Origin of the sequence: Novosphingobium lentum NBRC 107847, assembly GCF_001590965.1 — a bacterium.
Taxonomy (GTDB): domain Bacteria; phylum Pseudomonadota; class Alphaproteobacteria; order Sphingomonadales; family Sphingomonadaceae; genus Novosphingobium; species Novosphingobium lentum.
The window spans coordinates 149415-174106 of record NZ_BCTW01000005.1 but is presented as its reverse complement, the minus strand read 5'-3'; the positions used below and the strand labels follow the sequence as shown (position 1 = coordinate 174106).

Here is a 24692-nt window from a genome sequence, read left to right as displayed (position 1 = left end):
CCTTTTCCGTCAGGTTCGCCGCTTTGCAAACGGGGAAAAGTCGGTGTCGGTGTCGAACACCTCGACCCCTTCCCGGCGCTTGAGAAAGCCCACCACGGCGTACGTCGCGGGGGTGAGCAGCACTTCCCACACCACTTTCAGCGCCCAGTTGGTCACCATCACCAGCACCACGTCATGCGTCGTCCAGGTGCCGAGGAAGGCGACCGGATAAAAGATCAGGCTGTCGACGAACTGGCCGAACACGGTGGAACCGATCGTCCGCGTCCACAAGTGCTTGCCGCCGGTCAGTATCTTCATCTTGGCCAGCACGAAGCTGTTGACGAATTCACCCGCCCAGAACGCCGTGACCGACGCCAGCACAATGCGCCACGTGCTGCCGAACACCGATTCGTACGTGGTCTGGCAGACCGTCCCGGCCGACGTGGTCCGGACCAGATCGGCAAAGCGCGGGTCGCCGCTCGATGCGCAACCCCAGTTCGGCGAGGGCGGCATCCACACCACGACATAGCTCATGAACGCCATGAAGATCAGCGCGAAAAAGCCCATCCACACGCACCGCCGGGCATGGGCATAGCCATAGACCTCGGTCAGCACGTCACCCAGTACGTAGGACACCGGAAAGAACAGGATCCCGGCGCCGAACGTGTATCCGCCCACGGACGCCAGCTTGGCCGCGCCGATCAGGTTCGACAGCAGCAGGATCGCCACGAACGACGCCATCGCAAAATCGAAGTAGCGGAAATGTCGCGGCGCGGCAGCGGCATCGTCAAGTCGCAGGATCGGATCGGTCATGGCCCGGTTGCTACACGCGAATTGCACCGTTCGCCAAGCGCGCTTATGGACCGCTGCGGTGTGCGCCCGTAGCTCAGCTGGATAGAGCACCCGCCTTCTAAGCGGGTGGTCGCAGGTTCAAGTCCTGCCGGGCGCACCACGCTTCAATCGCGCAGCATGCTCAGGTTCAGGATGCCTCGCGGTCCAGCGACGGAGTCGTTTCGGCCACGTCGTCCTTGCGCGCCGAAGCCAGATAGGCGGCAGAGCGCGGCATCAGCGCCGGCGTCCATTGCGGGCAGCGGCGATCGAGCTCGCTGAACACGGTATCGGGATGGCGGCGGCTCATTTCGCGCAGCCACTGAGCCTTGAACGGCGCCAGCACCAGCGCCAGCGCGGCCATCGCCACGATCCAGCGCCATTGGTTGAAATCGCCGTTCTGGAACCACGACAGCACTTCGGCAAAGCTGAGCCAGATCGCGATCGCGCCGACCAGTTCCGAACCGCGCTGTCCCGGCGTGGCGAGCAGGGCGGTCAAGGCCAGCACATAGGCCGCAAGCGCAACTTCAGCGCCGTCGAGGAAATTCCACGCGTAGCCGACAGCCATGAACACCGCGATCATGACGGCGATGGCACGGCAGATGCGGGTAACCTGGATCGGGGTCATTCTGGCAGTGAGCATGGACGCTCCTTACCAAGTACTTTCTCAACAATTGGTAACGACCCTGACGCCCGACGAACGGAATCGTCAACGCCTACCCGCGCTGGACGTTTGCGGCAGGTTCGCCGTGGTAGGGATAACCGGCGTTGTCGGGAATCATCAGCCACGGCTCACCGTCGCGATCGACGATGTGCGGCGTGATCGTCACCAGCGGGGTGGACAGCGCGTGATCGCGGCAGCTCTGGAACGTGGGATAAAGCGCCAGCCGTTCCAGATTGCGCCGGGTCGGAAATATGATCCGGATGCGTCCTTCGACGGCAAGGTCGAGCGCCTGTTGCGCGCTGGCCCAGAACAGGTGCCGGTTCTCGGTCGCATCGACCTCGATATCCACCGCGCCTGTCCCGATGTCGGCCAGGTAGAAGTGCGTGTCGAACGCCTTCATGTTGCGATGGCGCGGCAGCCAGCGCGCGAACGGGACGAGCGCATCGAGATCGAGCGTCCAGCCGAATGCCTCGATCACCGGCGCCAGCGCGCCGTGTTCGAGCAGCATCGCGCGTGCCGCCGCCGCATCGCCGGCAGTGACCCGCGTCGATACGCCCAGCACCAGGCCCGTTTCCTCCAGCGTCTCGCGAATCGCGGCGATGCGCGCGGCGGCGTCGAGCGGATCGAGCGCCCCGCCCACCCGCGCCGCCAGCTCGTAATCGGCCGGGTCGATGCGGCCGCCGGGGAACACCGCCGCGCCGCCGGCAAAGCGCATGGCCGCCGACCGTTCGACCATCAGCAGTTGCGAGGCCCCGTCGTGCGGATCGCGCCGGAAAATGACGACGGTGGCAGCGGGGATGGCGGGAACGGCGTCTGTGTGATCGCCCAGGTCTTCGGTGTCGCTCATGCCGCAATCCATGTGCGGTCGCGGCGATCTTGCCAAGTACCGGATTGTCCGGCGCGGCACGGAAACCTGTCGGCCTGCTTTACAAAGCGATGCTCAGCCGTTGCGGCTGAAAATCGAAAAATCGCAGATTTGCGCCACGTTTCGACAATTGGCACGGGGTCTGCATAGTACGTTGTGTCCCGAAGAAAGTCTTCTTCTCGAGGCGGAGCCGCCTTCCCCCCGGTCTCCACGGCTCCGCCTCCCCCCGGGACATTTCCCCCAGATATCAGGCAAAGCGGACAACCGCCGCGCATTGTGACGACGACAGGATGCAGGTCACGTCGGCGGACTGGTGCGGCAGCGACCGGCGAAATACTGCACCGGCGGCAAGTTCCGGCCGGACCGGCACCGCCACCACAATCGGCAGGCGGCGCCAGGTCCGGCCGTGAATCGCTTACTGGGAGAGCTTGACCGCAGCGTCCTGCATCAGTTGGTGCAGTTCGCCTTCCTGGAACATTTCCATCATGATGTCCGATCCGCCCACGAACTCACCCTTGACGTAAAGCTGGGGGATCGTCGGCCAGTCGGAATAGGACTTGATGCCCTGGCGGATTTCCATGTCCTGCAACACATCGACGCTGGCATATTCGACGCCCAAGTGATCGAGGATAGCAATCGCCTTGCTGGAGAACCCGCACTGCGGAAACAGCGGCGAACCCTTCATGAACAGGACGACGTCGCTGCCCTTGACGATTTCGGCGATGCGGGAATTGGTGGCTTCGGGACTTGTCATGGGGATTGTGGTCCTTTCACCGCCTCAGTTGGGGGCGGCGGTGGTCAGTTGCAAGGCGTGGAGCACGCCGCCCATCCGGCCACCCAGCGCGGCATAGACCGCCTTGTGCTGCGCGACGCGGCTTTGTCCCTTGAACGCGGGCGAAACGACATGCGCGGCGTAATGGTCGCCATCGCCCGCAAGATCGGTGATCGTCACTTCGGCATCGGGCAGAGCGCTGAGGATCATCGCCTCGATCTCTGCAGCGGCCATACCCATCAGGCTTCGCCCATCATCTGCCGCCGCGCCTCGACCTCGCGCGCGTCCATCGAGGTGCGGATTTCCGCCTCGTCGATGTCCACGCCGGCCGAAACCAGATCGCCCAGCAGCTTGCGGATCACGTCCTCGTCGCCCGCTTCCTCGAAATCGGCCTGCACCACCGACTTGGCGTATGCCTCGGTTTCCGGGGCATCGAGCCCCATGCGCTGCGCCGCCCAGACGCCGAGCAGCCGGTTGCGACGGGCGTGGATGCGGAACATCATCTCCTCGTCGCGGGCAAACTTGGCTTCTTCGGCGCGTTCGCGGTCGTCAAAAGTGGTCATCGCAGTGGCGTTCCCGTTTCAATGCTTCGACCAATCGGATAGTCAGCGCAGCAGGCTCCCGCAAGCAATGCTTGCACGTCCCCCGCCAATTTGCGTGGCCGAGCGACGGGAAACGTCAGGTTCCGCTGGAATCGCCGAAATCGGGCGCCTGCGCAGCGGCGCGCTGGCCATTCGAATCGGCCGAACCACCCGCGCCGTAGCGGCTGCCCTTCCAGTCGAACTGCCGCACCGCGCCCGTGCGATCGACCGAGCAGGTGAACACTTCCCCGCCCGTCAGCGAACCGGTCACGCGCAGGCCGTCGTCGGCTTCCGATACGTCGTCGATCCGGTCGACCTCGCCCCGCCGCGCGGCCTGGGCGGCGCAAGCGTCGGCGGCGCGGTCTTGCGCGGCGACATCCGCGCTGCGCGCGTCGGAGCCTCCGCCGGTGCCGCTGCCAGCGCCGCCAACAGTCCCGGACGCTTCGTCGCCCGTGCCGGGCCGGTCGCGATAGCGCGGCGCGTCGTCGTGGTGCTTGCGGTCGGCGCTGCTGGCGGCGGCGATGATCGCGGCGAGTCCGCCCAGGATCAGCACTCCGGCAAGCACATCGCCGCCGTCGATCCCGTCATCATGGCCATGCCAGCCGCCGCCCCGACCGCCACGGCCCCAGCCGCCATGCTCATGGGCACGTTCGGTCGCCGGGTTCCAGCCTGCGATCGGCGCAACCGAGACGTGCCGTGCCGTGATCGGCGCGATGGAAGACGCCAGCGCTGGCGCCGACACCAGCGATGCGCACGCCGCCAGGGCCAGGCCACGCGCAGCCAGAATGCCAAACCGCTTTATCATCAAAGCCCCCAATGTTCGCCGCAGCAAAACGTCATCGCTGCACGGACTGCCCGTCTCGATCCAGGAAACGGGCAGCCGGCACCCCGCGATGACGGTTACGGTCGACAGGCTGTCACCAGCCTGAACCGCTGCGCGCCGTGCGGCCAAGCGTGGCCTGTGCCCGAGCAATCGAAAAAGCTCTGCCCTTCAACCGCTTACCGTCGCGCCGGCGGCACGGACTTGTCCGCGCCATGCGCAATCGTCGCTGTCGGTACAGGCATGGGCGTCGCCACCGGAGGAATCAGCGCCAGCCCGGTCCAGTAGGCCAGGAACGACAGCACATCCGCACCGGTGGCAATCACCTTTTCGGTCGGCTTGCCGCTGCCGTGGCCGGCGCCATTGTCGATCCGGATCAGGTGCGGCTTGTCGCCCAGCGCCGCCGCCTGCAGCGCGGCCGCGTACTTGAAACTGTGCGCCGGCACGACGCGATCGTCGCTGTCGCCGGTGGTCACCAGGATGGCCGGATACGGGGCTGCGTGGATGTTGTGATAGGGCGAATAGGCCAACAAAATCCGCCAGTCCGCCTCGCGGTCCGGGTGGCCGTAGTCATCGACCCAGAACCGCCCGGCGGTGAACCGGTCGAACCGCAACATGTCCATCACGCCGACATCGGGATTGGCGGCGGCAAACAGGTCGGGCCGCTGGTTGATCGCCGCCGCCACGGTCAGACCGCCGTTAGATGCGCCCTGGATCGCCAGCCCGCCGCGCGGCGTGATCCCTTGCGCGATCAGATATTCGCCAGCCGCGATGAAATCGTCGAACGAGTTCTGCTTTTTGGCCAGCCGCCCGGCGTCGTGCCATTCCTGGCCGAATTCGCCGCCACCGCGCAAGTTCGCCACCGCCAGCACGCCGCCCGATCGCACCCACGCCATCCGCACCGCCGAAAAGCCGGGATTGAGCGATATGTCGAACCCGCCATACCCGTACAGCAGCGTCGGCGCGGGCGTGGCGGACTTGGCCAGCGCGCGGCTGCGCACCACGAACATCGGCACCCGCGTGCCATCGCGCGAGGCATAGTAGCGCTGCTCGACCACGTAGTCCGCCGGATCGAAGCCGAGGTGCGGCGCTGCAAACACCGACACCGCACCGCTGTGCAGATCGAGCCGGTAGACCGCCGCCGGCTGGTTGAAGCTGGCGAACTGGTAGAACGTCTCGGGATCACCCGGCCGTCCGTCGAACCCGCTGGCCGAGCCGATGCCGTTGAGCGTGATGGCGCGCGACGGGCGGCCTTTCAGATCGGCGACGACCGCCGCGCTGGCCCCGTCCTTCAGGTACGACAGCAGCAGCCGGTCGCCCACGATGTGCCCGTTTTCGAGCATGTCGCCGGTCTGCGGCACCACTTCTTCCCAGCGCGGGTCCGGCGCCGTGGGATCGATGCGCAACAGGCGATAGCGCGGCGCGCCGAGGTTGGTCACGAACCACAGCCGGCCCCCCATGCCATCGACCAGCTTCCAGTCGGAAGCGAAGTTGCCCACCAGTTCGCGCACCGGCCACCCGCCCGGCGCGACGGACTTGGCGCGCGCCTGCAGGTCGATGACATGCAACGCCCGCCGGGCATCGGTGCCGATCTCGCTGGTAATGACCGCCCAGCGACCATCGGAGGTAACCACCGCCCGGTGCCCCCATTCGGGGTGATCGGGCGTGGCATAGACCGGTTCGTCGGCCGATTGCGGCGTACCCACCCGGTGGAACCACACCGCCTTGTTGTAGGCGAGCGCCTGGTGTTCGCTGCCCGCCACGGGGGCCGGGAACCGCGAATAGAAGAACCCCTCGTCGCCCACCCAGCCCAGCCGCGTGTCGTAGACCCACTCCAGCCGGTCATCGAGCACGCGGGCGGTTGCCACGTCGAGCACGCGCAACGTGCGCCAGTCGCTGCCGCGATCCTGCACGGTATAGGCCACGAACCGGCCCTTGCGCGACGGGGCCCAGTCGTCGAGCGCGATCGTGCCGTCGGCGGACCAGGCGTTGGGATCGAGCAGCACGCGCGGTCGTGCCGCAATACCGCTGCGCGCATACAGCACCGCCTGGTTCTGCAGACCGCTGTTGCGCATGTAGAAATAGCGGCCGCCGGCCTTGCGCGGAATGCTGAATCGTTCGTAGTCGAGCAGGTCGCGGATGCGCGCGGCCATTACGTCGCGCCCCGGCAGGCGCTGGAGGTAGTCCGCGCTCAGGGCGTTTTCGCGCGCGACCCAGTCGGCCACCTCGCGGCTTTCGTGAACGTCGGCTTCGAGCCAGCGATAGGGATCGGCGACCGACTGGCCGAACGGCTTGTCGACCACCGCATCGCGGCGCGTGGCGGGATAGCCCGCAATGTCGAGCAATGGCGATCGGGGCGCCTGCGGCATCGGCCCGGCCGTGCCGTGCGCATGTTCGACGACCTTGGCCAGCGCGCCCGGATCAGCGACGGCAGGCCCGGCGGCAGCGAACGTCAGCGCGAGCGTCAGCGCAATTTGGGCACCGACGCGCGCTACGATCGACATTGCCTGCTCCCGGACGCCCGCAAACACATAGGGCGACCGCGAATGTAGCATTCGCGACCGCCCTTGGAAAACGGCTTGAACAGAAACCGCCCGGATCGCAGCGACGCGCTCCGGGGGGCGTCGATCAATCGTCGGTGTATTCGTCGTCGCTCAGCACCGGGCCCGAATCCTGGCCCTTGGCCGAGGTATCGCGGTCAACCAGTTCGATCACCGCGATCGGCGCTGCGTCGGAGGCGCGCAGGCCGGCCTTGATGATGCGGGTATAGCCGCCGGCACGATCGGCATAGCGCGCGGCCAGTACGTCGAACAGCTTCACCAGCTGCGTGTCGTCGAGCAGGCGGGCATGCGCCAGACGGCGGTTCGACAGGCCGCCATGCTTGGCCAGCGTGATCAGCTTTTCGACATAAGGGCGCAGTTCGCGCGCCTTGGGGGTGGTGGTGGTGATCTGCTCGTGCTTGATCAGCGACGCTGCCATGTTGCGCAGCATCGCGATACGGTGCGAGGAGGTCCGCTGCAGCTTGCGCTGCCCCATCTTGTGACGCATTTCATCAGTCCTTCGTTCGTGCGGGGCCCGTATCAGGTAGCCCGGTCCTGGCGAGGACGGTGCGCTCGCCGAATTCCGTCATCCCGGCCATCGCCGGAATCGCATGATACTTGGCACGCTGCCCGCCAGCGGTCCCGGATCCAGTCCGGGACGACACCAGCCGGTCAGCCTCAGCCCAGCAATTCCTGCTCGAGCTTCTTGGCCATTTCCTCGATGTTTTCCGGCGGCCAGCCGGGGATGTCCATGCCCAGGCGCAAGCCCATCGACGACAGGACTTCCTTGATCTCGTTGAGCGACTTGCGGCCGAAGTTCGGCGTGCGCAGCATCTCGGCTTCGGTCTTCTGGACCAGATCGCCGATGTAGATGATGTTGTCGTTCTTGAGGCAGTTGGCCGAACGCACCGACAGTTCCAGCTCGTCGACCTTCTTGAGCAGGTAACGGTTGAGCTGGTTGGTGTCGCTTTCCTCGGGCGCATGCGACGCCATGCCGGCCATCGCGGGAGCGTGTCCGGTCGGCAGTGCCTCGTCGAAGTGGACGAACAGCGCCAGCTGGTCCTGCAGGATGCGCGCGGCATAAGCCACTGCATCTTCCGGGGTGATCGTGCCGTCGGTTTCGACCGTGAGGTTCAGCTTGTCGAAGTCGAGTTCCTGCCCGATGCGGGCGTTGTCGACCTTGTAGCTGACCTGACGGACCGGCGAATAGAGCGAGTCGATCGGGATCAGGCCGATCGGCGCATCGATCGGACGGTTCGACACGGCGGGGACATAGCCCTTGCCGCTGTCGGCGGTCAGTTCCATGTTGAACGTCGCGCCTTCGTCGAGATGGCAGATCACGAGGTCCTTGTTGAGGACTTCGATGTCGCCGCTCACCGCAATGTCGCCGGCCTTCACATCGGCCGGGCCGGTGGCGGAAAGCTGGAGGCGCTTGGGACCTTCGCCCTGCATCTTGAGCGCGATCTGCTTCACGTTCAGGACGATGTCGGTCACGTCCTCGCGGACGCCGGCAAGGCTCGAGAATTCGTGCAGCACGTTCTCGATCTTGATCGAGGTGACGGCGGCGCCCTGCAGCGACGACAGCAGGACGCGACGCAGCGCATTGCCCAGCGTCAGGCCGAAACCGCGTTCGAGCGGCTCTGCGACAAACGTCGCACGCCGCTTCGGATCGTTGCCGGGCTTGATCTCGAGGTTGTTGGGCTTCTTCAGTTCCTGCCAGTTCTTGATGTTGACAGTCATGGAATTCCCCTAGGGTTATCGTAAGGTGCCGGCCGACGGGCTGGAAAAGCCGCGGCCGGACGGAAAATCAGGCGGAGGGGACCGTGGTACCGTGGCCCCCGCCGCCGGGCAGGCTAGACGCGGCGACGCTTGGAAGGGCGAACGCCGTTGTGCGGGATCGGCGTCACGTCGCGGATCGAGGTGATCGTGAAGCCGACCGCCTGCAGGGCGCGCAGCGCGCTTTCGCGGCCCGAACCGGGTCCCTTGACCTCGACCTCGAGCGTGCGGACACCGTGTTCGGCAGCCTTTTTGCCGGCATCGTCAGCCGCAACCTGCGCGGCATACGGGGTCGACTTGCGGCTGCCCTTGAAGCCCATCATGCCCGCGCTGGACCAGCTGATGGCATTGCCCTGCGCGTCGGTGATGGTGATCATGGTGTTGTTGAAGCTGGCGTTCACATGCGCGACGCCGCTGGTGATGTTCTTGCGCTCCCGCTTTTTGATGCGTTGGGGTTCGCGTGCCATGGTATGTATCCTGTCGAGAAACTGGAAGGAAAGGCCTGCCGGGTCTGTAAAAAGACCGCGGGCGGCGCCTTACTTCTTCTTGCCGGCGATCGGCTTGGCCTTGCCCTTGCGGGTACGGGCGTTGGTGTGCGTGCGCTGTCCGCGAACGGGCAAGCCCTTGCGATGACGCAGCCCGCGATAGCAGGCCAGATCCATCAGGCGCTTGATGTTCATCGCGGTTTCGCGACGCAGATCGCCTTCCACGGTGTAGCCGGCGTCGATCGCCTCGCGGATGTGGAGGACTTCCTGGTCGGACAGGTCCTGCACCCGGCGAGCGGCATCGATGCCCAGCTTGGTGGTGATTTCCTTGGCCTTTGCGGGGCCGATACCGTGGATATACGTCAACGCGATAACTACGCGCTTGTTGGTGGGGATGTTGACCCCGGCAATACGAGCCACTTGTTTCTCCTGCTCCACAGGGGCGGGCGACCATCGGCCGCGACCCCCATCTCATCGCTAACACCCGGCTAAACGGCAAAAAGCCCGGTCGACGCACAGCAAATGTCGCGCCTGCCAGACAATCCCGCCTGTTTCGAGTGAAAGCGGCGCTTAGGCGGATTCGCACAGCGCGTCAACAGCCAAGCCAACACAAAACACCGCATTTCGATCACGCCGTGGGCGCGTCGAGCGGTGGGAAGCTTGCTGCTTACCGCCATATCGCACATAACGCCCCGCGTCAAAGAAAGCGCGAGGGGCACGCCATGCGATCGACGGACGAAGCTGGCGCGCAACCTGCAGCCCCATCGATACCATCGCCCCAAAACCAGGCGCCCGCCCTGCCATCGACCGCCACCGGAGACGCCGGTACGAGCGGGCACCCGGCCTTCGTGTTCGGCAAACACCGGATCACGCCGGCAAGCGAAGGCGTGCTCGACCTGCCGGTCGCCAGCCTTTCCACCGGGACTCCGGTGTCGATCCCGCTGCGCGTGCTGCACGGCAGCAGGCCGGGGCCGACGATGTTCGTGTCGGCGGCGATCCATGGCGACGAGATCATCGGCGCCGAGATCATCCGCCGCCTGCGCCGTCGCCTGAACCGGCGCGCAATTGCCGGCACCGTGCTGCTGGTGCCGGTAGTCAACGTGTTCGGCTTCCTCAACCACGAACGTACCATGCCCGACCGCCGCGACCTCAACCGCTCGTTTCCGGGATCGGGGCGCGGCAGCCTGGCGACGCAAGTGGCCAACACGTTCTACCGCAAGATCATCAAGCGCTGCAGCTTCGGCATCGACATCCATTCGGCCGCCGCGCACCGCTACAACCTGCCGCAGATCCGCGTCGCGGCGGGCGATCCGCACCTGCTCGAGCTGGCCATGGCGTTCGGCGCGCCGGCGGTGGTCGAGGCGTCGCTGCGCCCCGGATCGATGCGCGCGATAGCGCAGCAGCAGGGCGTTGACATGCTGCTGCTCGAAGCGGGCGAGGCCTTGCGCTTCGACGAGTTCTCGATCCGTGTCGGGCTCGCCGGGATCATGCGCGTGATGGCGAAGCTGGGCATGATCGAGGATGCGGACATCCCCGGCACCGCCGCCGTGCCCGCACATACCACGCGTTCGCTGTGGCTGCGCGCGCCGGTGGGCGGCATCGCGCGGCTGACCCGCCTGTCGGGCGCACTGATCCGCAAGGGCGACAGGCTGGGCACGGTGGGCGATATCCTGGGCGAACACGCGCACGCGCTACTCTCGCCGATCGATGGCATCGTCATCGGCCACACCAACCTGCCCGTGGTCAACCAGGGCGACGCGCTGCTGCACATCGCCGAAGTGCTGCAGATCGACAGCGCCGAACAGCGCATGGACAGCATCACCGGCGCGCTGCTGTCGAGCGACCTGCTGGACGAGGACGAGGTGGTTTAGTCTAGCGCCCGCCCGCCGCCGCCGCCAATTGCTCGCACTTGACGATGATCCGGCTGGCCAGGTCCATGCCCGTGGTCGCCTCGATCCCTTCCAGGCCCGGCGAGGCATTGACCTCGATCACCAAAGGCCCACGGTCCGAGCGCAGGATATCGACACCCGCCAGTTCCAGCCCGATTGCCGCCACCGCGCGCAACGCCTCGCGGGCTTCGGCCTCGCTCAGCACGGCAGGAACGGCGGTGCCACCGCGATGGAGGTTGGAACGGAAATCGTCGTCCGCGCCCTGCCGCTCCATGGCCGCGACGATTTCGCCGCCGACGATGAACACGCGCAAGTCGCGCCCTTGCGCCTCGCCGACATAGTGCTGGATCATCAGGTCGATCCGCGCCTTGCGAAACGCCTCGACCACCGAGCGCGCCGATTTCTCGGTCTCGCCCAGCACCACGCCGACGCCTTGGGTGCCTTCGACCAGCTTGATGATCGCCGGCGCCCCGCCGACGAGCCGCAGCAGGTGATCGGTCTCGCGCGGGCTGTGGGCGAACGCGGTGGCGGGCATCGGCACCCCGGCGGCGGCCAGGCGCTGCATCGAGGCCAGCTTGTCCTGCGCCAGTGCCACGGCAGCGGCATCGTTGAGCGAAACGCTGCCCGCAGACTGCAGCTGGCGCAGCACCGCCAGCCCATAGAAATTGATCGAGGTGCCGATGCGCGGGATCACCGCGTCGTAATGCGGCAGTTCCGCACCGCCGAGATACAGCCGCGACTGGCGCGCATCGATCTCCAGCGTCAGGCTGAGCGGATTGAGCACATCGACATGGTGGCCGCGCGCATGGGCGGCATCGCGCAGGCGTTCGGTCGAATGGACTTCGACGCTGCGCGACAGGATCGCAAGATTGAGCGGCACGGACAGGCTTTCGCTGAATGCAGATCGCCGCGCTTATATCCGACCGTCCCGAGCCTGTCGAAGGACTGCACTAAGCTTCAGCAACAGCGCAAGACAGGACAGTCCTGCGACAAGCTCAGGACGGACGGGTCAGATCGGTCGTCCGGTGGCATGTCCCGCCCATCGCACACAGCAATGGGCGGGATACCAGCAGATCACACCACGCCGAAAGCCAGCATCGCGTCGGCGACTTTCTTGAAGCCCGCGATGTTCGCGCCCTTCACATAGTCGATGTAGCCGCCGCCCTGGTCGCCATAGGTCAGGCAGCTGTTGTGGATGCCGTCCATGATGTCCTTCAGCATCTGCTGCAGTTCCTCGACCTTCCACGAGCGGCGTTCGGAGTTCTGGCTCATTTCCAGACCCGACACTGCCACGCCGCCGGCGTTGGCCGCCTTGCCCGGCGCGAACAGGATCTTGGCGTGCTTGAACACGTGCACGCCTTCGAGGTTGGTCGGCATGTTGGCGCCTTCCGACACCGCGATGACCCCGTTGGCGACGAGCGTTTTGGCGTCATCGCCGAGCAGTTCGTTCTGCGTGGCGCAAGGCAGCGCGACGTCGCACTTGACGCCCCACGGGGTCTTGCCCGCGTGGAAGGTCGAACCTTCGAACTCGTCACAATAGTCCTGGATGCGGCCGCGACGGTGAGTCTTGTGCGTTTTCACCCAGTCGATCTTTTCCTGGGTGATGCCGGCGGGATCATGGATGAATCCGCCCGAGTCCGACAGCGTCAGCACTTTGCCGCCCAGCTGCACGATCTTTTCCGCAGCGTGCGTGGCGACGTTGCCCGAACCCGAGATCACCGCCGTCTTGCCCTGCAGGTCCATGCCCTTGGTCGCCAGCATGTTGGCGAGGAAATAGACCGCGCCGTAACCGGTCGCCTCGGTGCGGATCAGCGAGCCGCCCCATTCCAGGCCCTTGCCGGTCAGCACGCCGGTGAATTCGTTGGTGATGCGCTTGTACTGGCCGAACATGAAGCCGATCTCGCGCCCGCCCACGCCAATGTCGCCCGCCGGAACGTCGATATCGGCACCGATGTGGCGGTACAGTTCGGTCATGAACGACTGGCAGAAGCGCATGATCTCGCGCACGCTCTTGCCCTTGGGGTTGAAGTTGGATCCACCCTTGCCGCCGCCCATCGGCAGCCCGGTCAACGCGTTCTTGAACGTCTGTTCGAACGCCAGGAACTTCAGCACGGATTCAGTGACCGAGGGGTGAAAGCGGATGCCGCCCTTGTACGGACCGATCGCGTTGTTGTTCTGCACGCGCCAGCCACGCTGGACGCGGATGTTGCCGTTGTCGTCTTCCCAGCACACGCGGAACGAGACCACGCGATCGGGTTCGGCAATGCGGCGCAGGATTTGCTGCGAGTGGTAGTCTTCCTTGTCCTGGATGAAATCGTAGATGTCTTCGGCGACTTCCTGCACGGCCTGGCAGAATTCCGGCTGGCCCTGGTTGCGCTTCTTCACGCCTTCCATGAACGTCGGCAGGTCTACATGATCGGATACGGCCACGGTGTTTTCCCCCTTGCGCGGGCCCATTGGCCCAAGAATGCTGCGGTGCAACCCGTTGGCGCGTATCCCGGAATCGTCCGACTCGCGCTTGTTTGTGCGGGGACTTTAGCCACTTTTTCGCGCGGCAAAAGCCTGTTCAGGTCCAAGATTCAGCGCGGCTCGACCGTGGGCACCGGCTTGGGCGCGATCCGGGGTTTGGGCTTGGGCGCGGGCCTGGGCTGGAGCTGCGGCCGTGCCTTTGTCCCGGTGCCGATTGCTGCATCGAACGCCGCCTTCGACGATTCCCGTGCTGCGGCCTCGCCCTCGCCCGGCCCGGCCGGCGGCCCCGGCTTTTCCGCAGCCGCTGCGCGGCCAGCGGACGCGGGAACTGGCGCTGCGGCCGGGGCCGCACTCAGCTTCGCGCCCCCCAGCTTTTCGGCCAGTGTCCCCATTTGCTCGGTCAGCACGCGATCGACACCCGGCGCCAGCTCATCAACCTTGAACCGTATGTAGCCGCCCACCACGTAATCCCACTGGATCCGCGTGCGCTCGCCCGCAGGTTTCACCAGGATCGTCAGCGTGCCCACCAGCGCTTCTGACTGCAACGGCCCCAGTGCGCCCGACAGGCGCAAGGCGTGGCCCGGATCGACATAGATCACGCGCATATGCTGCACCCCGCCCGGCTTCTGGCCGGCAGGGGCGCCCTTGGGCACGGGCAGCCTTTCGCAGAAGCACCCGCCGGGCACGGGATCAATCGTCAGGTTGGCGGCGTCGCCCGAAAAGGTGTGCTCCTTCGACCACCACGACGATGGCACGACCAGCACTTTCCACACGTCGGATGGGCTGGCGGGAACCTCGCTCGACCCGCGCAGCACAAAGCCGTTCTCGGCCTTTGAAACGACATCGGCCCATGCAGACGATGCGCCGCAAGCCAGCGTGGCGGTAGCGGCGGCGAGGGCGAACAGGCGTGAACGGATCATCGCGTGATCCTTCCACTTCCCACCGCCCGGCGCAAGCGGTTCAGCCGCCCCTGAAGTCTGATGATGTCAGTGGACAGGCCGTGCGGGGATCAGCTTTCGAGGACGGCCTCGATCGCGGCGGTCACGTCGTCCATGTCGGCCATGCCATCGACCCGCGTGACGATGCCGCGCGCATCGTAGATCGGCAGGATCGGCGCGGTCTTGGCGCGATATTCGGCCATGCGCGTGCGCACGGTCTGCTCGTTGTCGTCGGGCCGGCGCTTGAATTCGTGGCCGCCGCACTTGTCGCAGGTGCCCGCGACTTTGGGCTGCTCGAACGTGTCGTGATAGCCCTTGCCGCACGTCGCGCAGGTGTATCGACCGGTGATGCGCTCGACCAGCGCATCCTCGTTGACGTCGAGCTCGATCACATGGTCGAGGCTGCGGTTGCGGCTGGTCAGGATCTCATCGAGCGAGACGGCTTGCGGCGCGGTGCGCGGGTAGCCATCGAAAATGGCGCCAACCGCAGGCCCCATCGCATCGAGCTCGTCGCCGATCAGCGCGGAGACGATCTCGTCCGAGACCAGTTCGCCCGCTTCCATCACGGCCTTGGCCTTGAGCCCGACCGGCGTGCCCGCCTTCACAGCGGCGCGCAGCATGTCGCCGGTCGAAAGCTGGCGCATGCCATACTTCTCGACCAGGCGCTGCGCTTGCGTGCCCTTGCCCGCGCCCGGCGGTCCCAACAGGATGATATTCACGTCTGACGTCCCCTTTTCGCCCGCGCCTGTTAGCGCAGCCGCCCCTTGAGCTTGGCCTTCTTGATCAGATCGCCATACTGGTGCGCCAGCAGGTGTGACTGGATCTGGGTAATGGTATCGACCGTCACGTTGACCACGATCAGCAGGCTGGTGCCACCCGCAAAGAACAGCCGCATGCCGGTTTGCGCGATCACGTATTCGGGGATCACGCAGACCACGGTGATGTACGCAGCCCCGATCACGGTGATGCGGGTCAGCACGTAATCGAGATAGGTCGCAGTGTTCTTGCCGGGGCGGATGCCCGGGATGAACCCGCCGTTGCGCTTCAGGTTCTCTGCCGTTTCCTCGGGATTGAACACCACGGCGGTGTAGAAGAAGCAAAAGAAGATGATCCCCAGCGCATACAGCAGCATGTACAGCGGCTTGCCATGCCCCAGGTACTGGTTGAGCGTGACGATGGCGGCACCGGCGGCGGAATCCTGCGACACCGACTTGCCCGCGAACTGCGTGATCGTCAGCGGCAGCAACAGCAGCGAGCTGGCGAAAATCGGCGGAATGACGCCCGCCGTGTTGATCTTGAGCGGCAGGTGGCTGCGATCGGCGTTCATCATCCCGCGCTGGCTCGCGCGCTTGGGATACTGGATCAGCAACCGTCTGGTCGCGCGCTCCATGAAGCAGATGAACAGCACAAGGCCGACCACCATCCCGATCATGAACACGATCGTGAACATCGAGACGGAGCCGGTGGCCCCGCCTTCGAACAAGTTGGCGATGAACGTCGGCATCTGGGCGACGATGCCCGCCATGATGATCAACGAGGTGCCGTTGCCGATGCCGCGGCTGGTGATCTGTTCACCGATCCACAGCAGGAACATCGTGCCGCCAACGAGGCTGACGACCGCGCCGACGCGGAACAGGTAACCGGGATTGACCACGGCCTGCAGCCCGCTCGACGCGCCATAAGCCTCGAGGCCCGACGCGAGGAACCAGCCCTGCAGCGCGGTCAGGAACACCGCGCCATAGCGGGTGTACTGGTTGAGCTTCTTGCGGCCGCTTTCGCCTTCCTTCTTCAGCGCGGTGAGCGCGGGATGGAGCGATGCGGCCAGCTGCACCACGATGGATGCGGTAATGTACGGCATCACGCCCAGCGCGATCAGGCTCATGCGCTGCAGCGAACCGCCCGAAAAGGCGTTGAAGATGTCGAGGATGCCGCCCTGCGTCTTGCTGTACAGCGTTTCCAGGATCAGCGGGTTCACGCCGGGCAGCGGCACGAAGCTCAGGAACCGGAACACGATCAGCGCGCCGATCGTGAACCAGATGCGGTTCTTCAGCTCGGTCGCCTTGGAGAAATTGGCCAGACTGAGGTTGCTGGCAATATTGTCGGCGCGGGATGCCATGGAATCGATGAGCCTCGAATGGGGAGCGGCCAACGGCCTTTGCGAACGCCCATATAGGGACGCAGCCGCGTTGTCGAACCCCCGGAACGGATCATCCCCGCGACATTTTTACGCCGCAGGGATGATGCTTCCGGTTTGCGTTGGGGCTTACTTGGCCTTCAGGGCTTTCAGCTCGGCCTTGTTGACCTCGCGGCGCGCGGTCTTCTTCTCGTGCTCGCTCGGCTGTGCGGCGGGCAGTTCGACCGATCCGCCGGCCTTTTCGACCGCTTCGCGCGCACCCTTGGACACGCCATCGACGGCGAACGAAGCCTTGGCGGTGAAGTCACCCTTGCCCAGCAGGCGCACGCCGTCCTTGCCCCCACGGCCCAGGCCGACGGCCTTGAGCGCGGCGTGATCGATCGGCTTGGTGATGTCGAGCCGGCCCGCGTCGATCGCCTTCTGGACGAGACCCAGGTTCACTTCGGCGAAGTCCTTGGCGAAGATGTTGTTGAAGCCGCGCTTCGGGATCCGCATGTGGAGCGGCATCTGGCCACCTTCGAAGCCGTTGATGCTGACGCCCGAACGCGCCTTGGCGCCCTTCTGGCCGCGCCCGGCGGTCTTGCCCTTGCCCGAGCCGATGCCGCGTCCGACGCGCATCCGGCCCTTGCGGGCACCGTCATTGTCGCGGAGTTCATTAAGTTTCATGTCTGCACTCGCTTTCGCTTTGGTCGCGCTGATGGAAGTGCGCGCCCTTAGCGAGGCATCAGGCAAAACACAACCACTTTGCGCCAGAGGATTTCGGGAGGTGATGCCAAACTGCCCCGGACGCACGAACGCCCCGGCATCCCTGCCGGGGCGCGTGTCACACCGTTGCCGCGTCGCGCAGGACGCCGCGCGGCAAATGTCAGTCGATCACCGCAACCATGTGCGGCAGCTTCGCAATGGCACCGCGCACTTCGGCGGTATCCTGAAGCACGACTTCGCGATGCATCTTGCCCAGCCCGAGGCCGATCAGAATCTTCTTCTGCGATTCGGGGCGGCGGATCGGTGAACCGATCTGCTTGAGCTTGATCGTCTTGGTTTCGGTCTTGGCCATCTGGCTCACTCCACAATCGCGTCGGCGGCGGCTTCAGCCTCCACCACGTTGGCGCCGCCGCGGCCGAGCAGGTCGGCGACCTTCTTGCCGCGACGCTGCGCCACCGACTTGGGCGACGTCTGGTCGGTCAGCGCATCGAACGTTGCGCGGATCATGTTGTAGGGATTGGACGAGCCGACCGACTTGGTCACCACGTCGGCCACACCCAGGCTTTCGAACACGGCGCGCATCGGGCCACCGGCGATGATGCCGGTACCGGCAGGCGCCGACCGTACGTTGACCTTGCCCGCCCCGAAACGGCCCTTGCCGTCGTGGTGCAGCGTGCGCCCTTCCTTGAGCGGAACGCGGACCATCGTCTTCTTGGCCGAAGCGGTTGCCTTGGTGATGGCTTCCGGAACTTCGCGGGCCTTGCCGTGGCCGAAGCCGACGCGACCCTTGCCGTCACCCACCACGACCAGCGCGGCGAAACCGAAGCGCTTGCCGCCCTTCACCGTCTTCGACACGCGGTTGATGTGGACCAGCTTTTCAATCAGTTCCTCACCGCCATCGTCGTCACCGCCGCGACCGCCACGGCGATCGTCACGACGACCACCACCACCGCCACCGCGACCGCGGTCACCACCGCCACCGCCGCCGCCGGGTCCACCGCCACGGCCGCCACGGCCGCCGCGCGGACCGCGGTTTTCGCGCGGGGCTCCAGTATCGCTGCCCGGGGTTGCTTCAGCACCGGCAGTCGGCTCGGCCGACACTGCAGCCGTGTTGTTCTCATCTGCCATCATCAGAACTCCAGACCGCCTTCACGCGCGGCGTCGGCCAGCGCCTTGACGCGGCCATGGAACAGGAAGCCGCCGCGATCGAACACGACGGACGTGATGCCGGCAGCCTTCGCCTTCTCGGCGAGTTCCTTGCCGACATTGGCGGCAGCATCGGCAGTGGCGCCGATCGCCTTGGCGCCTTTGACCAGCGTCGACGCGGCCACCACGGTGCGGCCTTGTGCATCGTCGATGATCTGGGCGTAGATGTGCCGGCCGGACCGGTGCACCGAAAGGCGGGGACGACCATTGCGCTGGGCCTTGAGGGCCGTGCGAACACGACGGCGACGTTTGTCGAAGAGGGAGAGCTTTGCCATCTTACTTCTTCTTCCCTTCCTTGCGGAAGATGTACTCGCCGCGGTACTTGATGCCCTTGCCCTTGTAGGGTTCGGGCTTGCGCCAGCGACGGATCTCGGCGGCGACCTGGCCGACCTTCTGCTTGTCGATACCGCTGATCTCGACCGTGGTGTTATCCGGGGTCTTGACCTCGATGTCCTCGGGAACCGCGAAATCGACGTCGTGGCTGTAGCCGAGCTGCAGCTTCAGGTTCTTGCCCTGCGCGTTGGCACGATAGCCCACGCCGGTGATTTCAAGCACCTTGGTGTAGCCCTGCGTCACGCCGGTCACGAGGTTTTCCACGAGCGTGCGCTGCATGCCCCAGAAGGCGCGCGCCTGTTTGCTGTCGTTCGCCGGCTTCACCAGCACGGTGTCGCCTTCGAGGGTGTAGCTGATCTCGTCGCGCATGTTGAGCGTAAGCGAACCCTTGGGGCCCTTCACGGTCAGCTTGCCGTCCGCGATCGCTGCGGTGACGCCGCTGGGGATCGTCACCGGCCGTTTGCCGATGCGGCTCATCAGAACACCTCCGCCAGCACTTCGCCACCGACGTTGCTGGCGCGTGCTTCCGCATCGGAAAGCACGCCCTTGGGCGTCGAGACGATGGTGATGCCAAGGCCGTTGCGCGTCACGGGAAGCTCCTTGCTTCCCGAATACACGCGGCGGCCCGGCTTCGAGACGCGGGCCACGTGCTTGATCGCCGGCTGGCCCTCGAAATACTTCAGCTCGATGCGCAGCTGCGGGTGGGCGCCGGTGGCGTCCTCCGTGAAACCGCGGATGTAGCCCTCGCGCTGGAGGACTTCGAGAACGTGTGCACGCAGCTTCGACGCGGGCGACAGGACGGTGTCCTTCTTCGCCTGCTGGCCGTTGCGGATGCGGGTGAGCATATCACCCAGGGGATCGGTCAATGCCATAGGGTGATCCTTACCAGCTCGACTTCGTCAGGCCGGGGATAAGGCCCTTGTTGCCCTTGTCCCGCAGCTCGATGCGGCAAAGCCCGAACTTCCGGTAATAGCCGCGCGGGCGGCCGGTGGTGTTGCAGCGGTTGCGCACGCGGGTCGGATTCGCGTTGCGCGGAATCTCGGCCATCTTGAGGCGCGCGATCAGACGCTCGGTTTCGTCGAGCGACGTGTCGCCCGCCGTTGCCTTGAGCGCCGCATACTTCGCAGCGTACTTGACGACCAGCTTCTTGCGCCGCTCGTTCTTGTTGATGGAACTCAGTTTCGCCATGGACTTAAGCTCTCTTCTTCTTAACCTGGATCACGCGGCCTGCTTCTCTTCAGAAACTTCCTGCGGGAACGGGAACCCGAACAAACGGAGCAGCTCGCGCGCTTCGTCGTCGGTCTTGGCGGTGGTGGTCACGATGATGTCCATGCCCCTCACCTTTTCGATCTGGTCGTAGCTGATCTCCGGAAAGATGATCTGCTCCTTGAGACCCATTGCGTAGTTGCCGCGCCCGTCGAAGCTCTTCGGGTTAAGGCCGCGAAAATCGCGGATGCGGGGCATGGCAATGGTGATCAGGCGGTCGAGGAATTCGTACATGCGTTCGCGGCGCAAGGTGACCTTGCAACCGATCGGCATTCCTTCGCGCAGCTTGAACTGTGCGATCGACTTCTTCGCCTTGGTGATCACCGGCTTCTGACCGGCAATGCGTTCCATTTCGGAAGCCGCAACCGTGACCTTCTTCTTGTCCTGGCTCGCTTCGCCCACGCCCATGTTGAGCGTGATCTTCTCGATCTTGGGCACTTCCATCGCGTTGGTGTAACCGAAACGCTCGGTCATCGCCTTGGCGATTTCCGCATCGTACCGCAGCTTCATCCGCGGGACGTAGCGGCTGGTGTCTTCCTTAGCCATCAATGGTCTCCCCGGACTTGACGGCCACGCGGACCTTCTTTCCGTCCTTGGTTTCAAACCGAACGCGGGTGGCCTTGCCATCCTTGGGATCGGCGAGGCCGACCTTGGCGATGTGCATCGGCGCTTCACGGCGATCGATGCCGCCCTGCGGGTTTTCCTGGGTGGGCTTGCGGTGGCGCGCGGCCACGTTCACGCCCGAAACGACGACCTTGCCGTCCTTGGGCATGACTTGCAGGACAGTGCCGGTGCGGCCCTTGTCCTTGCCCGAGCGGACGACGACGCTGTCACCCTTCTTGATCTTGGCGGAAGCCATTACAGCACCTCCGGCGCAAGGCTGATGATCTTCATGAAGCCGCGCGCACGCAGTTCACGAACCACCGGGCCGAAAATGCGGGTGCCGATCGGCTCCTCGTTCTTGTTGACCAGCACGGCGGCGTTGCCGTCGAAACGGATCACCGAGCCATCGGCCCGGCGCACGTCCTTGCGGGTGCGCACGATCACCGCGCGGTGCACGTCGCCCTTTTTGACGCGAGCCCGCGGCTGCGCTTCCTTGATCGACACCACGATGATGTCGCCGACGCCCGCGGTACGACGCTTAGAGCCACCCAGCACCTTGATGCACTGGACGCGCTTTGCGCCGCTGTTGTCCGCGACGTCGAGATTGGATTGCATCTGGATCATCGATCCGGTTCCTTCTCAGACGGCTTGCCGGAACAAGTCCGGCAGTTCCAAATTCAAATGGCTCAGACGTCGGCTTCGACGGCGGCGGTCTTGCCGGCGACGACGCGTTCGACAACTTTCCAGCTCTTCAGCTTGGAAATCGGCGCGGTCTCTTCGATCCGCACGGTCTCACCGGCCTTGAACGCGTTGTCTTCGTCATGCGCGTGATACTTCTTCGAGCGGCGGATGATCTTCCCGTATAGCGGGTGCTTCACCTTGCGCTCGACCTTGACCACGACGGTCTTGTCGGTCTTGTCGGACACCACGGTGCCGACCAGGATACGCTTGGGCATCGTGTTCTCCTTACGCCCCGGGCGTTTTCGAGGCGGTCGAGCTGGTGCGCTCGGTCTGCAGCGTCTTGATACGGGCGATGTCGCGGCGCACTTCCTTGATCCGCGCCGGACGCTCGAGCTGGTTGGTGGCAGCCTGGAAACGCAGGTTGAACGCCTCGCGCTTCAGGTCGTGCAGATCACCCGACAGCTGGTCGTCGGACTTGGTGCGCAGGTCCTCGATCTTGGCCATCATTCGGCTCCCAGGTGAGAGGTGTCGCCCAGGCGGGCCACGACCTTGGTCTTGATCGGCAGCTTCATCGCCGCACGTTCGAAAGCAACAGCGGCCAGCGGACCGGGAACGCCATCGAGTTCGAACAGGATGCGGCCCGGCTTGACCCGTGCAGCCCAGTATTCGATCGCGCCCTTGCCCTTGCCCTGACGGACTTCGGCCGGCTTCTTGGTCACCGGCACGTCCGGGAAGATGCGGATCCACAGGCGACCCTGACGCTTGATGTGGCGCGTGATCGCGCGGCGAGCCGCTTCGATCTGCCGGGCGGTGATCCGCTCGGGCTCCATCGCCTTCAGGCCGTACGAGCCGAAGTTCAGGTCGGTGCCGCCTTTGGCATCGCCCTTGATCCGACCCTTGAAGGTCTTGCGGAACTTGGTTTTTTTCGGTTGCAGCATGGTTCTTACTCTATCCTATGCTCAACGTGCAGGCCGGACGCCGGAGGTTTGAGCCTCCATCATCAACCGGTCCTGTGCCATCGGGTCATGGCCGAGAATCTCGCCCTTGAAGATCCAGCACTTGATGCCGATGATCCCGTAAGCGGTCAGCGCCTCGGCATCGGCATAGTCGATGTGTGCGCGCAGCGTGTGGGCCGGCACGCGACCTTCGCGATACGATTCGACCCGTGCGATTTCCGCGCCGCCAAGACGGCCCCCGCAGGTGATCTTGATGCCTTCGGCACCCAGACGCATAGCCGACTGCATCGCACGCTTCATCGCCCGGCGGAACGCCACGCGACGAATGAGCTGGTCGGCAATGCCCTGCGCGACGAGCTTGGCGTCGATCTCGGGCTTGCGGATTTCGACGATGTTCAGCTTGACGTCGCTTTTGGTCATCGTGGCCAGCTTCGAACGCAGCTTCTCGATGTCTGCGCCCTTCTTGCCGATGATCACGCCGGGGCGTGCAGCATAGATGGACACGCGGCACAGCTTGGCCGGACGCTCGATCACCACTTTCGAGATCGCTGCCTGCGGCAGGTTCTCGACGATGTACTTGCGGATGATCAGGTCTTCCTTGAGCATCTGCTGGTAGTTGTGCCCTTCGGCGTACCAGCGGCTGTCCCAGGTGCGGTTGATCTGCAGACGCAGGCCGATCGGATTGCTCTTGTGACCCATGGCTCAGGCCTCCCCAGCTTCTTCGCGGACCACGATGCGCAAGCGGCTGAACGGCTTGAGAATGCGGGTCGACTTGCCGCGACCACGGGTGTGGAAGCGCTTCATGGTGATCGACTTGCCGACGCTTGCTTCCGCAACGACGAGCGCATCGACATCCAGGTTGTGGTTGTTTTCGGCGTTGGCGATCGCCGAGGCGAGCACCTTGCGCGCATCGACAGCCATCGCCTTGCGAGAGAATGACAGGATGTTCATCGCGTCCTCGACCTTGCGGCCGCGGATCAGGGCCGCAACGAGGTTCAGCTTCTGGGCCGAACCGCGGATCTGCGTGCCGACCGAGAGTGCCTCGTTATCGGCAACGCGACGGGGGGACTTTTCCTTGCCCATTAGCGCTTGCCCTTCTTGTCGGCAGCGTGGCCGGGGAACGTGCGCGTGGGCGCGAATTCACCAAGCTTGTGACCGACCATTTCCTCGTTGACCGAGACGGGGATGAACTTGTGGCCGTTGTAGACGCTGAACGTCAGGCCGACGAACTGCGGCAGGATCGTCGAACGACGCGACCAGGTCTTGATCGGAGCGGCGCGGCTTGCATCCTGCGCGGCTTCCGCCTTCTTGAGCAGGTGCAGGTCGACGAAGGGGCCTTTCCAGACGGAACGTGCCATGGCGGTTACCTCTTCTTCTTCGCGTGACGCGAACGGATAATCATCTTGTCCGTCTGCTTGTTGTTGCGGGTGCGGGCGCCCTTGGTCGGCTTGCCCCATGGCGTGACCGGATGACGGCCACCCGAGGTGCGGCCTTCGCCACCGCCATGCGGGTGATCGACCGGGTTCTTGGCGACGCCGCGGGTCAGCGGGCGCTTGCCCATCCAGCGGCTGCGACCGGCCTTGCCCAGGTTCTGGTTCTGGTTGTCCGGGTTGGACACCGCACCGACCGTACCCATGCAATCGCCGCGCAAGTAGCGCTGCTCGCCCGAGTTCAGGCGCACGATGACCATGCCGCGATCGCGACCGACCAGCTGGACATACGTCCCGGCGGAACGGGCGATCTGCCCGCCCTTGCCCGGCTTCATCTCCACGTTGTGGATGATCGTGCCGACCGGCATCTGGCTGAGCAACATCGCGTTGCCCGGCTTCACGTCGGTCTTCTCTCCGGCGACGATCGTGTCACCAACCGCAAGACGCTGCGGCGCGATGACATACGTCTGTTCGCCGTCCTCGTACTTCACCAGCGCGATGAACGCGGTGCGGTTGGGATCGTACTCAAGCCGTTCGACGGTGGCCGGCATGTCCCACTTGCGACGCTTGAAGTCGATGAAGCGGTACTTCTGCTTGTGGCCGCCTGCGATGCCGCGCGAGGTCACGTGACCCTTGTTGTTGCGGCCGCCGGTCTTGCTCTTGCCTTCGGTCAGCGCCTTGACGGGCTTGCCCTTCCACAGCGACGACTTGTCGACGAGGATCAGGCCGCGCCGTGCGGGGCTGGTCGGGTTATAGTTCTTCAGTGCCATCG

The 24692-nt window shown here is 65.0% G+C and carries 35 protein-coding genes and 1 tRNA gene; 2 read left to right on the top strand and 34 right to left on the bottom strand.

What is annotated here, in order from left to right; genetic code table 11:
* Window positions 1-9: 9 nt before the first annotated feature.
* The gene (locus NL2_RS06055) at window positions 10-792 is read right to left on the bottom strand and encodes a queuosine precursor transporter (protein ID WP_068072941.1); all 783 of its coding nucleotides are present in this window, start codon (window positions 790-792) and stop codon (window positions 10-12) included.
* 62 nt (window positions 793-854) lie between these two features.
* Between NL2_RS06055 and NL2_RS06050 the strand changes: the two genes are divergently transcribed.
* Window positions 855-931: transfer RNA gene (locus tag NL2_RS06050), tRNA-Arg, on the top strand.
* Between the two features lie 27 nt (window positions 932-958).
* Here NL2_RS06050 and NL2_RS06045 read toward each other — a convergent pair.
* The 11 genes from NL2_RS06045 to rpsM all read right to left on the bottom strand — a co-directional run bounded on the left by NL2_RS06045 (window position 959) and on the right by rpsM (window position 9730).
* On the bottom strand, window positions 959-1450 hold the full coding sequence (locus tag NL2_RS06045; protein WP_157083053.1) for a hypothetical protein: 492 nt from the start codon (window positions 1448-1450) through the stop codon (window positions 959-961).
* Between the two features lie 73 nt (window positions 1451-1523).
* The gene (locus NL2_RS06040) at window positions 1524-2318 is read right to left on the bottom strand and encodes an NUDIX domain-containing protein (protein ID WP_084355919.1); all 795 of its coding nucleotides are present in this window, start codon (window positions 2316-2318) and stop codon (window positions 1524-1526) included.
* A gap of 433 nt (window positions 2319-2751) precedes the next feature.
* Window positions 2752-3090, bottom strand: coding sequence for a Grx4 family monothiol glutaredoxin (gene grxD, locus NL2_RS06035; protein ID WP_068072935.1), 339 nt, complete (start codon window positions 3088-3090; stop codon window positions 2752-2754).
* A gap of 24 nt (window positions 3091-3114) precedes the next feature.
* Window positions 3115-3348 (bottom strand): BolA family protein, encoded by a 234-nt coding sequence (locus NL2_RS06030; RefSeq protein ID WP_068072933.1) that lies wholly within the window; start codon window positions 3346-3348, stop codon window positions 3115-3117.
* Entirely contained in the window at window positions 3348-3671 is a 324-nt protein-coding gene (locus tag NL2_RS06025) for a DUF1476 domain-containing protein (protein ID WP_068072931.1), read from the bottom strand. Before NL2_RS06025 ends, NL2_RS06030 begins: the two co-directional genes overlap by 1 nt.
* A 115-nt stretch (window positions 3672-3786) precedes the next feature.
* The gene (locus tag NL2_RS06020; RefSeq protein ID WP_068072929.1) at window positions 3787-4494 is read right to left on the bottom strand and encodes a hypothetical protein; all 708 of its coding nucleotides are present in this window, start codon (window positions 4492-4494) and stop codon (window positions 3787-3789) included.
* 194 nt (window positions 4495-4688) lie between these two features.
* Window positions 4689-7013: a prolyl oligopeptidase family serine peptidase gene (locus tag NL2_RS06015; protein WP_084355918.1), complete on the bottom strand. Its 2325-nt coding sequence runs from the start codon at window positions 7011-7013 to the stop codon at window positions 4689-4691.
* 124 nt (window positions 7014-7137) lie between these two features.
* A complete protein-coding gene (gene rplQ / locus NL2_RS06010; RefSeq protein ID WP_068072925.1) occupies window positions 7138-7557 on the bottom strand; it encodes a 50S ribosomal protein L17 in 420 nt (139 codons plus the stop codon).
* A gap of 170 nt (window positions 7558-7727) precedes the next feature.
* A complete protein-coding gene (locus NL2_RS06005) occupies window positions 7728-8789 on the bottom strand; it encodes a DNA-directed RNA polymerase subunit alpha (RefSeq protein WP_068072923.1) in 1062 nt (353 codons plus the stop codon).
* Between the two features lie 113 nt (window positions 8790-8902).
* Window positions 8903-9292, bottom strand: a complete 390-nt coding sequence (gene rpsK, locus NL2_RS06000; protein WP_068072921.1) for a 30S ribosomal protein S11 — start codon at window positions 9290-9292, stop codon at window positions 8903-8905.
* A 69-nt stretch (window positions 9293-9361) separates the two neighbouring features.
* Window positions 9362-9730: a 30S ribosomal protein S13 gene (gene rpsM / locus NL2_RS05995; RefSeq protein WP_068073097.1), complete on the bottom strand. Its 369-nt coding sequence runs from the start codon at window positions 9728-9730 to the stop codon at window positions 9362-9364.
* A 302-nt stretch (window positions 9731-10032) separates the two neighbouring features.
* Between rpsM and NL2_RS05990 the strand changes: the two genes are divergently transcribed.
* Complete coding sequence (locus NL2_RS05990) at window positions 10033-11181, top strand: succinylglutamate desuccinylase/aspartoacylase family protein (RefSeq protein WP_084355917.1); 1149 nt, start codon at window positions 10033-10035, stop codon at window positions 11179-11181.
* A 1-nt stretch (window position 11182) separates the two neighbouring features.
* On the opposite strand, the gene rimK is transcribed toward NL2_RS05990, so the two are convergent.
* From rimK to rplB, 22 genes are all read right to left on the bottom strand, one after another.
* A complete protein-coding gene (gene rimK / locus NL2_RS05985) occupies window positions 11183-12079 on the bottom strand; it encodes a 30S ribosomal protein S6--L-glutamate ligase (protein WP_068072919.1) in 897 nt (298 codons plus the stop codon).
* A gap of 194 nt (window positions 12080-12273) precedes the next feature.
* Window positions 12274-13629 (bottom strand): NADP-specific glutamate dehydrogenase, encoded by a 1356-nt coding sequence (gene gdhA / locus NL2_RS05980; RefSeq protein WP_068073095.1) that lies wholly within the window; start codon window positions 13627-13629, stop codon window positions 12274-12276.
* Window positions 13630-13778: 149 nt separating this feature from the next.
* Window positions 13779-14588, bottom strand: a complete 810-nt coding sequence (locus NL2_RS05975) for an SRPBCC family protein (RefSeq protein ID WP_157083052.1) — start codon at window positions 14586-14588, stop codon at window positions 13779-13781.
* Between the two features lie 89 nt (window positions 14589-14677).
* The gene (locus NL2_RS05970; RefSeq protein ID WP_068072918.1) at window positions 14678-15325 is read right to left on the bottom strand and encodes an adenylate kinase; all 648 of its coding nucleotides are present in this window, start codon (window positions 15323-15325) and stop codon (window positions 14678-14680) included.
* Window positions 15326-15354: 29 nt separating this feature from the next.
* The gene (secY, locus tag NL2_RS05965; RefSeq protein ID WP_068072917.1) at window positions 15355-16722 is read right to left on the bottom strand and encodes a preprotein translocase subunit SecY; all 1368 of its coding nucleotides are present in this window, start codon (window positions 16720-16722) and stop codon (window positions 15355-15357) included.
* Between the two features lie 147 nt (window positions 16723-16869).
* Window positions 16870-17406: a 50S ribosomal protein L15 gene (gene rplO, locus NL2_RS05960; RefSeq protein ID WP_068072915.1), complete on the bottom strand. Its 537-nt coding sequence runs from the start codon at window positions 17404-17406 to the stop codon at window positions 16870-16872.
* Between the two features lie 199 nt (window positions 17407-17605).
* A complete protein-coding gene (rpmD, locus tag NL2_RS05955) occupies window positions 17606-17797 on the bottom strand; it encodes a 50S ribosomal protein L30 (protein WP_068073093.1) in 192 nt (63 codons plus the stop codon).
* A 5-nt stretch (window positions 17798-17802) separates the two neighbouring features.
* Window positions 17803-18573, bottom strand: a complete 771-nt coding sequence (rpsE, locus tag NL2_RS05950) for a 30S ribosomal protein S5 (protein WP_068073091.1) — start codon at window positions 18571-18573, stop codon at window positions 17803-17805.
* A gap of 2 nt (window positions 18574-18575) precedes the next feature.
* Complete coding sequence (gene rplR, locus NL2_RS05945) at window positions 18576-18926, bottom strand: 50S ribosomal protein L18 (protein ID WP_068072913.1); 351 nt, start codon at window positions 18924-18926, stop codon at window positions 18576-18578.
* Window position 18927: 1 nt separating this feature from the next.
* Window positions 18928-19461 carry a 50S ribosomal protein L6 gene (gene rplF, locus NL2_RS05940; protein WP_068072911.1) on the bottom strand — a complete coding sequence of 178 codons (534 nt, stop codon included), beginning with the start codon at window positions 19459-19461 and terminating at the stop codon, window positions 18928-18930.
* Window positions 19461-19856, bottom strand: a complete 396-nt coding sequence (gene rpsH, locus NL2_RS05935) for a 30S ribosomal protein S8 (RefSeq protein ID WP_068072909.1) — start codon at window positions 19854-19856, stop codon at window positions 19461-19463. The genes rplF and rpsH overlap by 1 nt, the downstream gene beginning before the upstream one ends.
* Before the next feature lie 10 nt (window positions 19857-19866).
* Entirely contained in the window at window positions 19867-20172 is a 306-nt protein-coding gene (gene rpsN, locus NL2_RS05930) for a 30S ribosomal protein S14 (RefSeq protein ID WP_068072907.1), read from the bottom strand.
* A gap of 30 nt (window positions 20173-20202) precedes the next feature.
* Entirely contained in the window at window positions 20203-20796 is a 594-nt protein-coding gene (rplE, locus tag NL2_RS05925) for a 50S ribosomal protein L5 (protein WP_068072905.1), read from the bottom strand.
* Window positions 20789-21109 carry a 50S ribosomal protein L24 gene (gene rplX, locus NL2_RS05920; protein WP_068072903.1) on the bottom strand — a complete coding sequence of 107 codons (321 nt, stop codon included), beginning with the start codon at window positions 21107-21109 and terminating at the stop codon, window positions 20789-20791. Before rplX ends, rplE begins: the two co-directional genes overlap by 8 nt.
* On the bottom strand, window positions 21109-21477 hold the full coding sequence (gene rplN / locus NL2_RS05915) for a 50S ribosomal protein L14 (protein ID WP_068072901.1): 369 nt from the start codon (window positions 21475-21477) through the stop codon (window positions 21109-21111). Before rplN ends, rplX begins: the two co-directional genes overlap by 1 nt.
* Window positions 21478-21539: 62 nt before the next feature.
* Window positions 21540-21809, bottom strand: coding sequence for a 30S ribosomal protein S17 (gene rpsQ, locus NL2_RS05910; protein WP_068072899.1), 270 nt, complete (start codon window positions 21807-21809; stop codon window positions 21540-21542).
* A 10-nt stretch (window positions 21810-21819) separates the two neighbouring features.
* The gene (gene rpmC / locus NL2_RS05905; protein ID WP_068072897.1) at window positions 21820-22038 is read right to left on the bottom strand and encodes a 50S ribosomal protein L29; all 219 of its coding nucleotides are present in this window, start codon (window positions 22036-22038) and stop codon (window positions 21820-21822) included.
* Window positions 22038-22472, bottom strand: a complete 435-nt coding sequence (gene rplP, locus NL2_RS05900) for a 50S ribosomal protein L16 (protein WP_068072895.1) — start codon at window positions 22470-22472, stop codon at window positions 22038-22040. The genes rpmC and rplP overlap by 1 nt, the downstream gene beginning before the upstream one ends.
* 21 nt (window positions 22473-22493) lie before the next feature.
* Window positions 22494-23189: a 30S ribosomal protein S3 gene (gene rpsC, locus NL2_RS05895; RefSeq protein ID WP_068072893.1), complete on the bottom strand. Its 696-nt coding sequence runs from the start codon at window positions 23187-23189 to the stop codon at window positions 22494-22496.
* A gap of 3 nt (window positions 23190-23192) precedes the next feature.
* On the bottom strand, window positions 23193-23573 hold the full coding sequence (gene rplV / locus NL2_RS05890; RefSeq protein WP_068072891.1) for a 50S ribosomal protein L22: 381 nt from the start codon (window positions 23571-23573) through the stop codon (window positions 23193-23195).
* Complete coding sequence (gene rpsS, locus NL2_RS05885; protein WP_068072890.1) at window positions 23573-23848, bottom strand: 30S ribosomal protein S19; 276 nt, start codon at window positions 23846-23848, stop codon at window positions 23573-23575. The genes rplV and rpsS overlap by 1 nt, the downstream gene beginning before the upstream one ends.
* Before the next feature lie 5 nt (window positions 23849-23853).
* Window positions 23854-24690, bottom strand: a complete 837-nt coding sequence (gene rplB, locus NL2_RS05880; protein ID WP_068072889.1) for a 50S ribosomal protein L2 — start codon at window positions 24688-24690, stop codon at window positions 23854-23856.
* Window positions 24691-24692: the final 2 nt, after the last annotated feature.

Excerpts from the sequence above, each read along its gene's own strand:
- rpsH (WP_068072909.1), bottom strand. The coding sequence starts at position 19,856 with ATGGCATTGACCGATCCCCTGGGTGATATGCTCACCCGCATCCGCAAC.
- rpsQ (WP_068072899.1), bottom strand. The coding sequence starts at position 21,809 with ATGCCCAAGCGTATCCTGGTCGGCACCGTGGTGTCCGACAAGACCGAC.
- rplB (WP_068072889.1), bottom strand. The coding sequence starts at position 24,690 with ATGGCACTGAAGAACTATAACCCGACCAGCCCCGCACGGCGCGGCCTG.
- NL2_RS06015 (WP_084355918.1), bottom strand. The coding sequence starts at position 7,013 with ATGTCGATCGTAGCGCGCGTCGGTGCCCAAATTGCGCTGACGCTCGCG.
- rpmD (WP_068073093.1), bottom strand. The coding sequence starts at position 17,797 with ATGGCCAAGACCGAAACCAAGACGATCAAGCTCAAGCAGATCGGTTCA.
- NL2_RS05975 (WP_157083052.1), bottom strand. The coding sequence starts at position 14,588 with ATGATCCGTTCACGCCTGTTCGCCCTCGCCGCCGCTACCGCCACGCTG.
- rplP (WP_068072895.1), bottom strand. The coding sequence starts at position 22,472 with ATGCTGCAACCGAAAAAAACCAAGTTCCGCAAGACCTTCAAGGGTCGG.
- NL2_RS05990 (WP_084355917.1), top strand. The coding sequence starts at position 10,033 with ATGCGATCGACGGACGAAGCTGGCGCGCAACCTGCAGCCCCATCGATA.
- rpsC (WP_068072893.1), bottom strand. The coding sequence starts at position 23,189 with ATGGGTCACAAGAGCAATCCGATCGGCCTGCGTCTGCAGATCAACCGC.
- rplX (WP_068072903.1), bottom strand. The coding sequence starts at position 21,109 with ATGGCTTCCGCCAAGATCAAGAAGGGTGACAGCGTCGTCGTCCGCTCG.
- NL2_RS06005 (WP_068072923.1), bottom strand. The coding sequence starts at position 8,789 with ATGACTGTCAACATCAAGAACTGGCAGGAACTGAAGAAGCCCAACAAC.
- rplF (WP_068072911.1), bottom strand. The coding sequence starts at position 19,461 with ATGAGCCGCATCGGCAAACGGCCGGTGACGATCCCCAGCGGCGTCACC.
- NL2_RS06040 (WP_084355919.1), bottom strand. The coding sequence starts at position 2,318 with ATGAGCGACACCGAAGACCTGGGCGATCACACAGACGCCGTTCCCGCC.
- rpsN (WP_068072907.1), bottom strand. The coding sequence starts at position 20,172 with ATGGCGAAACTGAGTTCCATCAACAAGAACGAGCGGCGCAAGAAGCTG.
- rplR (WP_068072913.1), bottom strand. The coding sequence starts at position 18,926 with ATGGCAAAGCTCTCCCTCTTCGACAAACGTCGCCGTCGTGTTCGCACG.
- NL2_RS06045 (WP_157083053.1), bottom strand. The coding sequence starts at position 1,450 with ATGCTCACTGCCAGAATGACCCCGATCCAGGTTACCCGCATCTGCCGT.
- grxD (WP_068072935.1), bottom strand. The coding sequence starts at position 3,090 with ATGACAAGTCCCGAAGCCACCAATTCCCGCATCGCCGAAATCGTCAAG.
- rpmC (WP_068072897.1), bottom strand. The coding sequence starts at position 22,038 with ATGGCCAAGATCGAGGACCTGCGCACCAAGTCCGACGACCAGCTGTCG.
- rpsS (WP_068072890.1), bottom strand. The coding sequence starts at position 23,848 with ATGGCACGTTCCGTCTGGAAAGGCCCCTTCGTCGACCTGCACCTGCTC.
- NL2_RS06025 (WP_068072931.1), bottom strand. The coding sequence starts at position 3,671 with ATGACCACTTTTGACGACCGCGAACGCGCCGAAGAAGCCAAGTTTGCC.
- rplO (WP_068072915.1), bottom strand. The coding sequence starts at position 17,406 with ATGAAACTTAATGAACTCCGCGACAATGACGGTGCCCGCAAGGGCCGG.
- NL2_RS06020 (WP_068072929.1), bottom strand. The coding sequence starts at position 4,494 with ATGATAAAGCGGTTTGGCATTCTGGCTGCGCGTGGCCTGGCCCTGGCG.
- NL2_RS06055 (WP_068072941.1), bottom strand. The coding sequence starts at position 792 with ATGACCGATCCGATCCTGCGACTTGACGATGCCGCTGCCGCGCCGCGA.
- rpsE (WP_068073091.1), bottom strand. The coding sequence starts at position 18,573 with ATGGCAGATGAGAACAACACGGCTGCAGTGTCGGCCGAGCCGACTGCC.
- secY (WP_068072917.1), bottom strand. The coding sequence starts at position 16,722 with ATGGCATCCCGCGCCGACAATATTGCCAGCAACCTCAGTCTGGCCAAT.
- rplE (WP_068072905.1), bottom strand. The coding sequence starts at position 20,796 with ATGGCTAAGGAAGACACCAGCCGCTACGTCCCGCGGATGAAGCTGCGG.
- rpsK (WP_068072921.1), bottom strand. The coding sequence starts at position 9,292 with ATGGCACGCGAACCCCAACGCATCAAAAAGCGGGAGCGCAAGAACATC.
- rplQ (WP_068072925.1), bottom strand. The coding sequence starts at position 7,557 with ATGCGTCACAAGATGGGGCAGCGCAAGCTGCAGCGGACCTCCTCGCAC.
- rplN (WP_068072901.1), bottom strand. The coding sequence starts at position 21,477 with ATGATCCAGATGCAATCCAATCTCGACGTCGCGGACAACAGCGGCGCA.
- rplV (WP_068072891.1), bottom strand. The coding sequence starts at position 23,573 with ATGGGCAAGGAAAAGTCCCCCCGTCGCGTTGCCGATAACGAGGCACTC.
- NL2_RS06030 (WP_068072933.1), bottom strand. The coding sequence starts at position 3,348 with ATGGGTATGGCCGCTGCAGAGATCGAGGCGATGATCCTCAGCGCTCTG.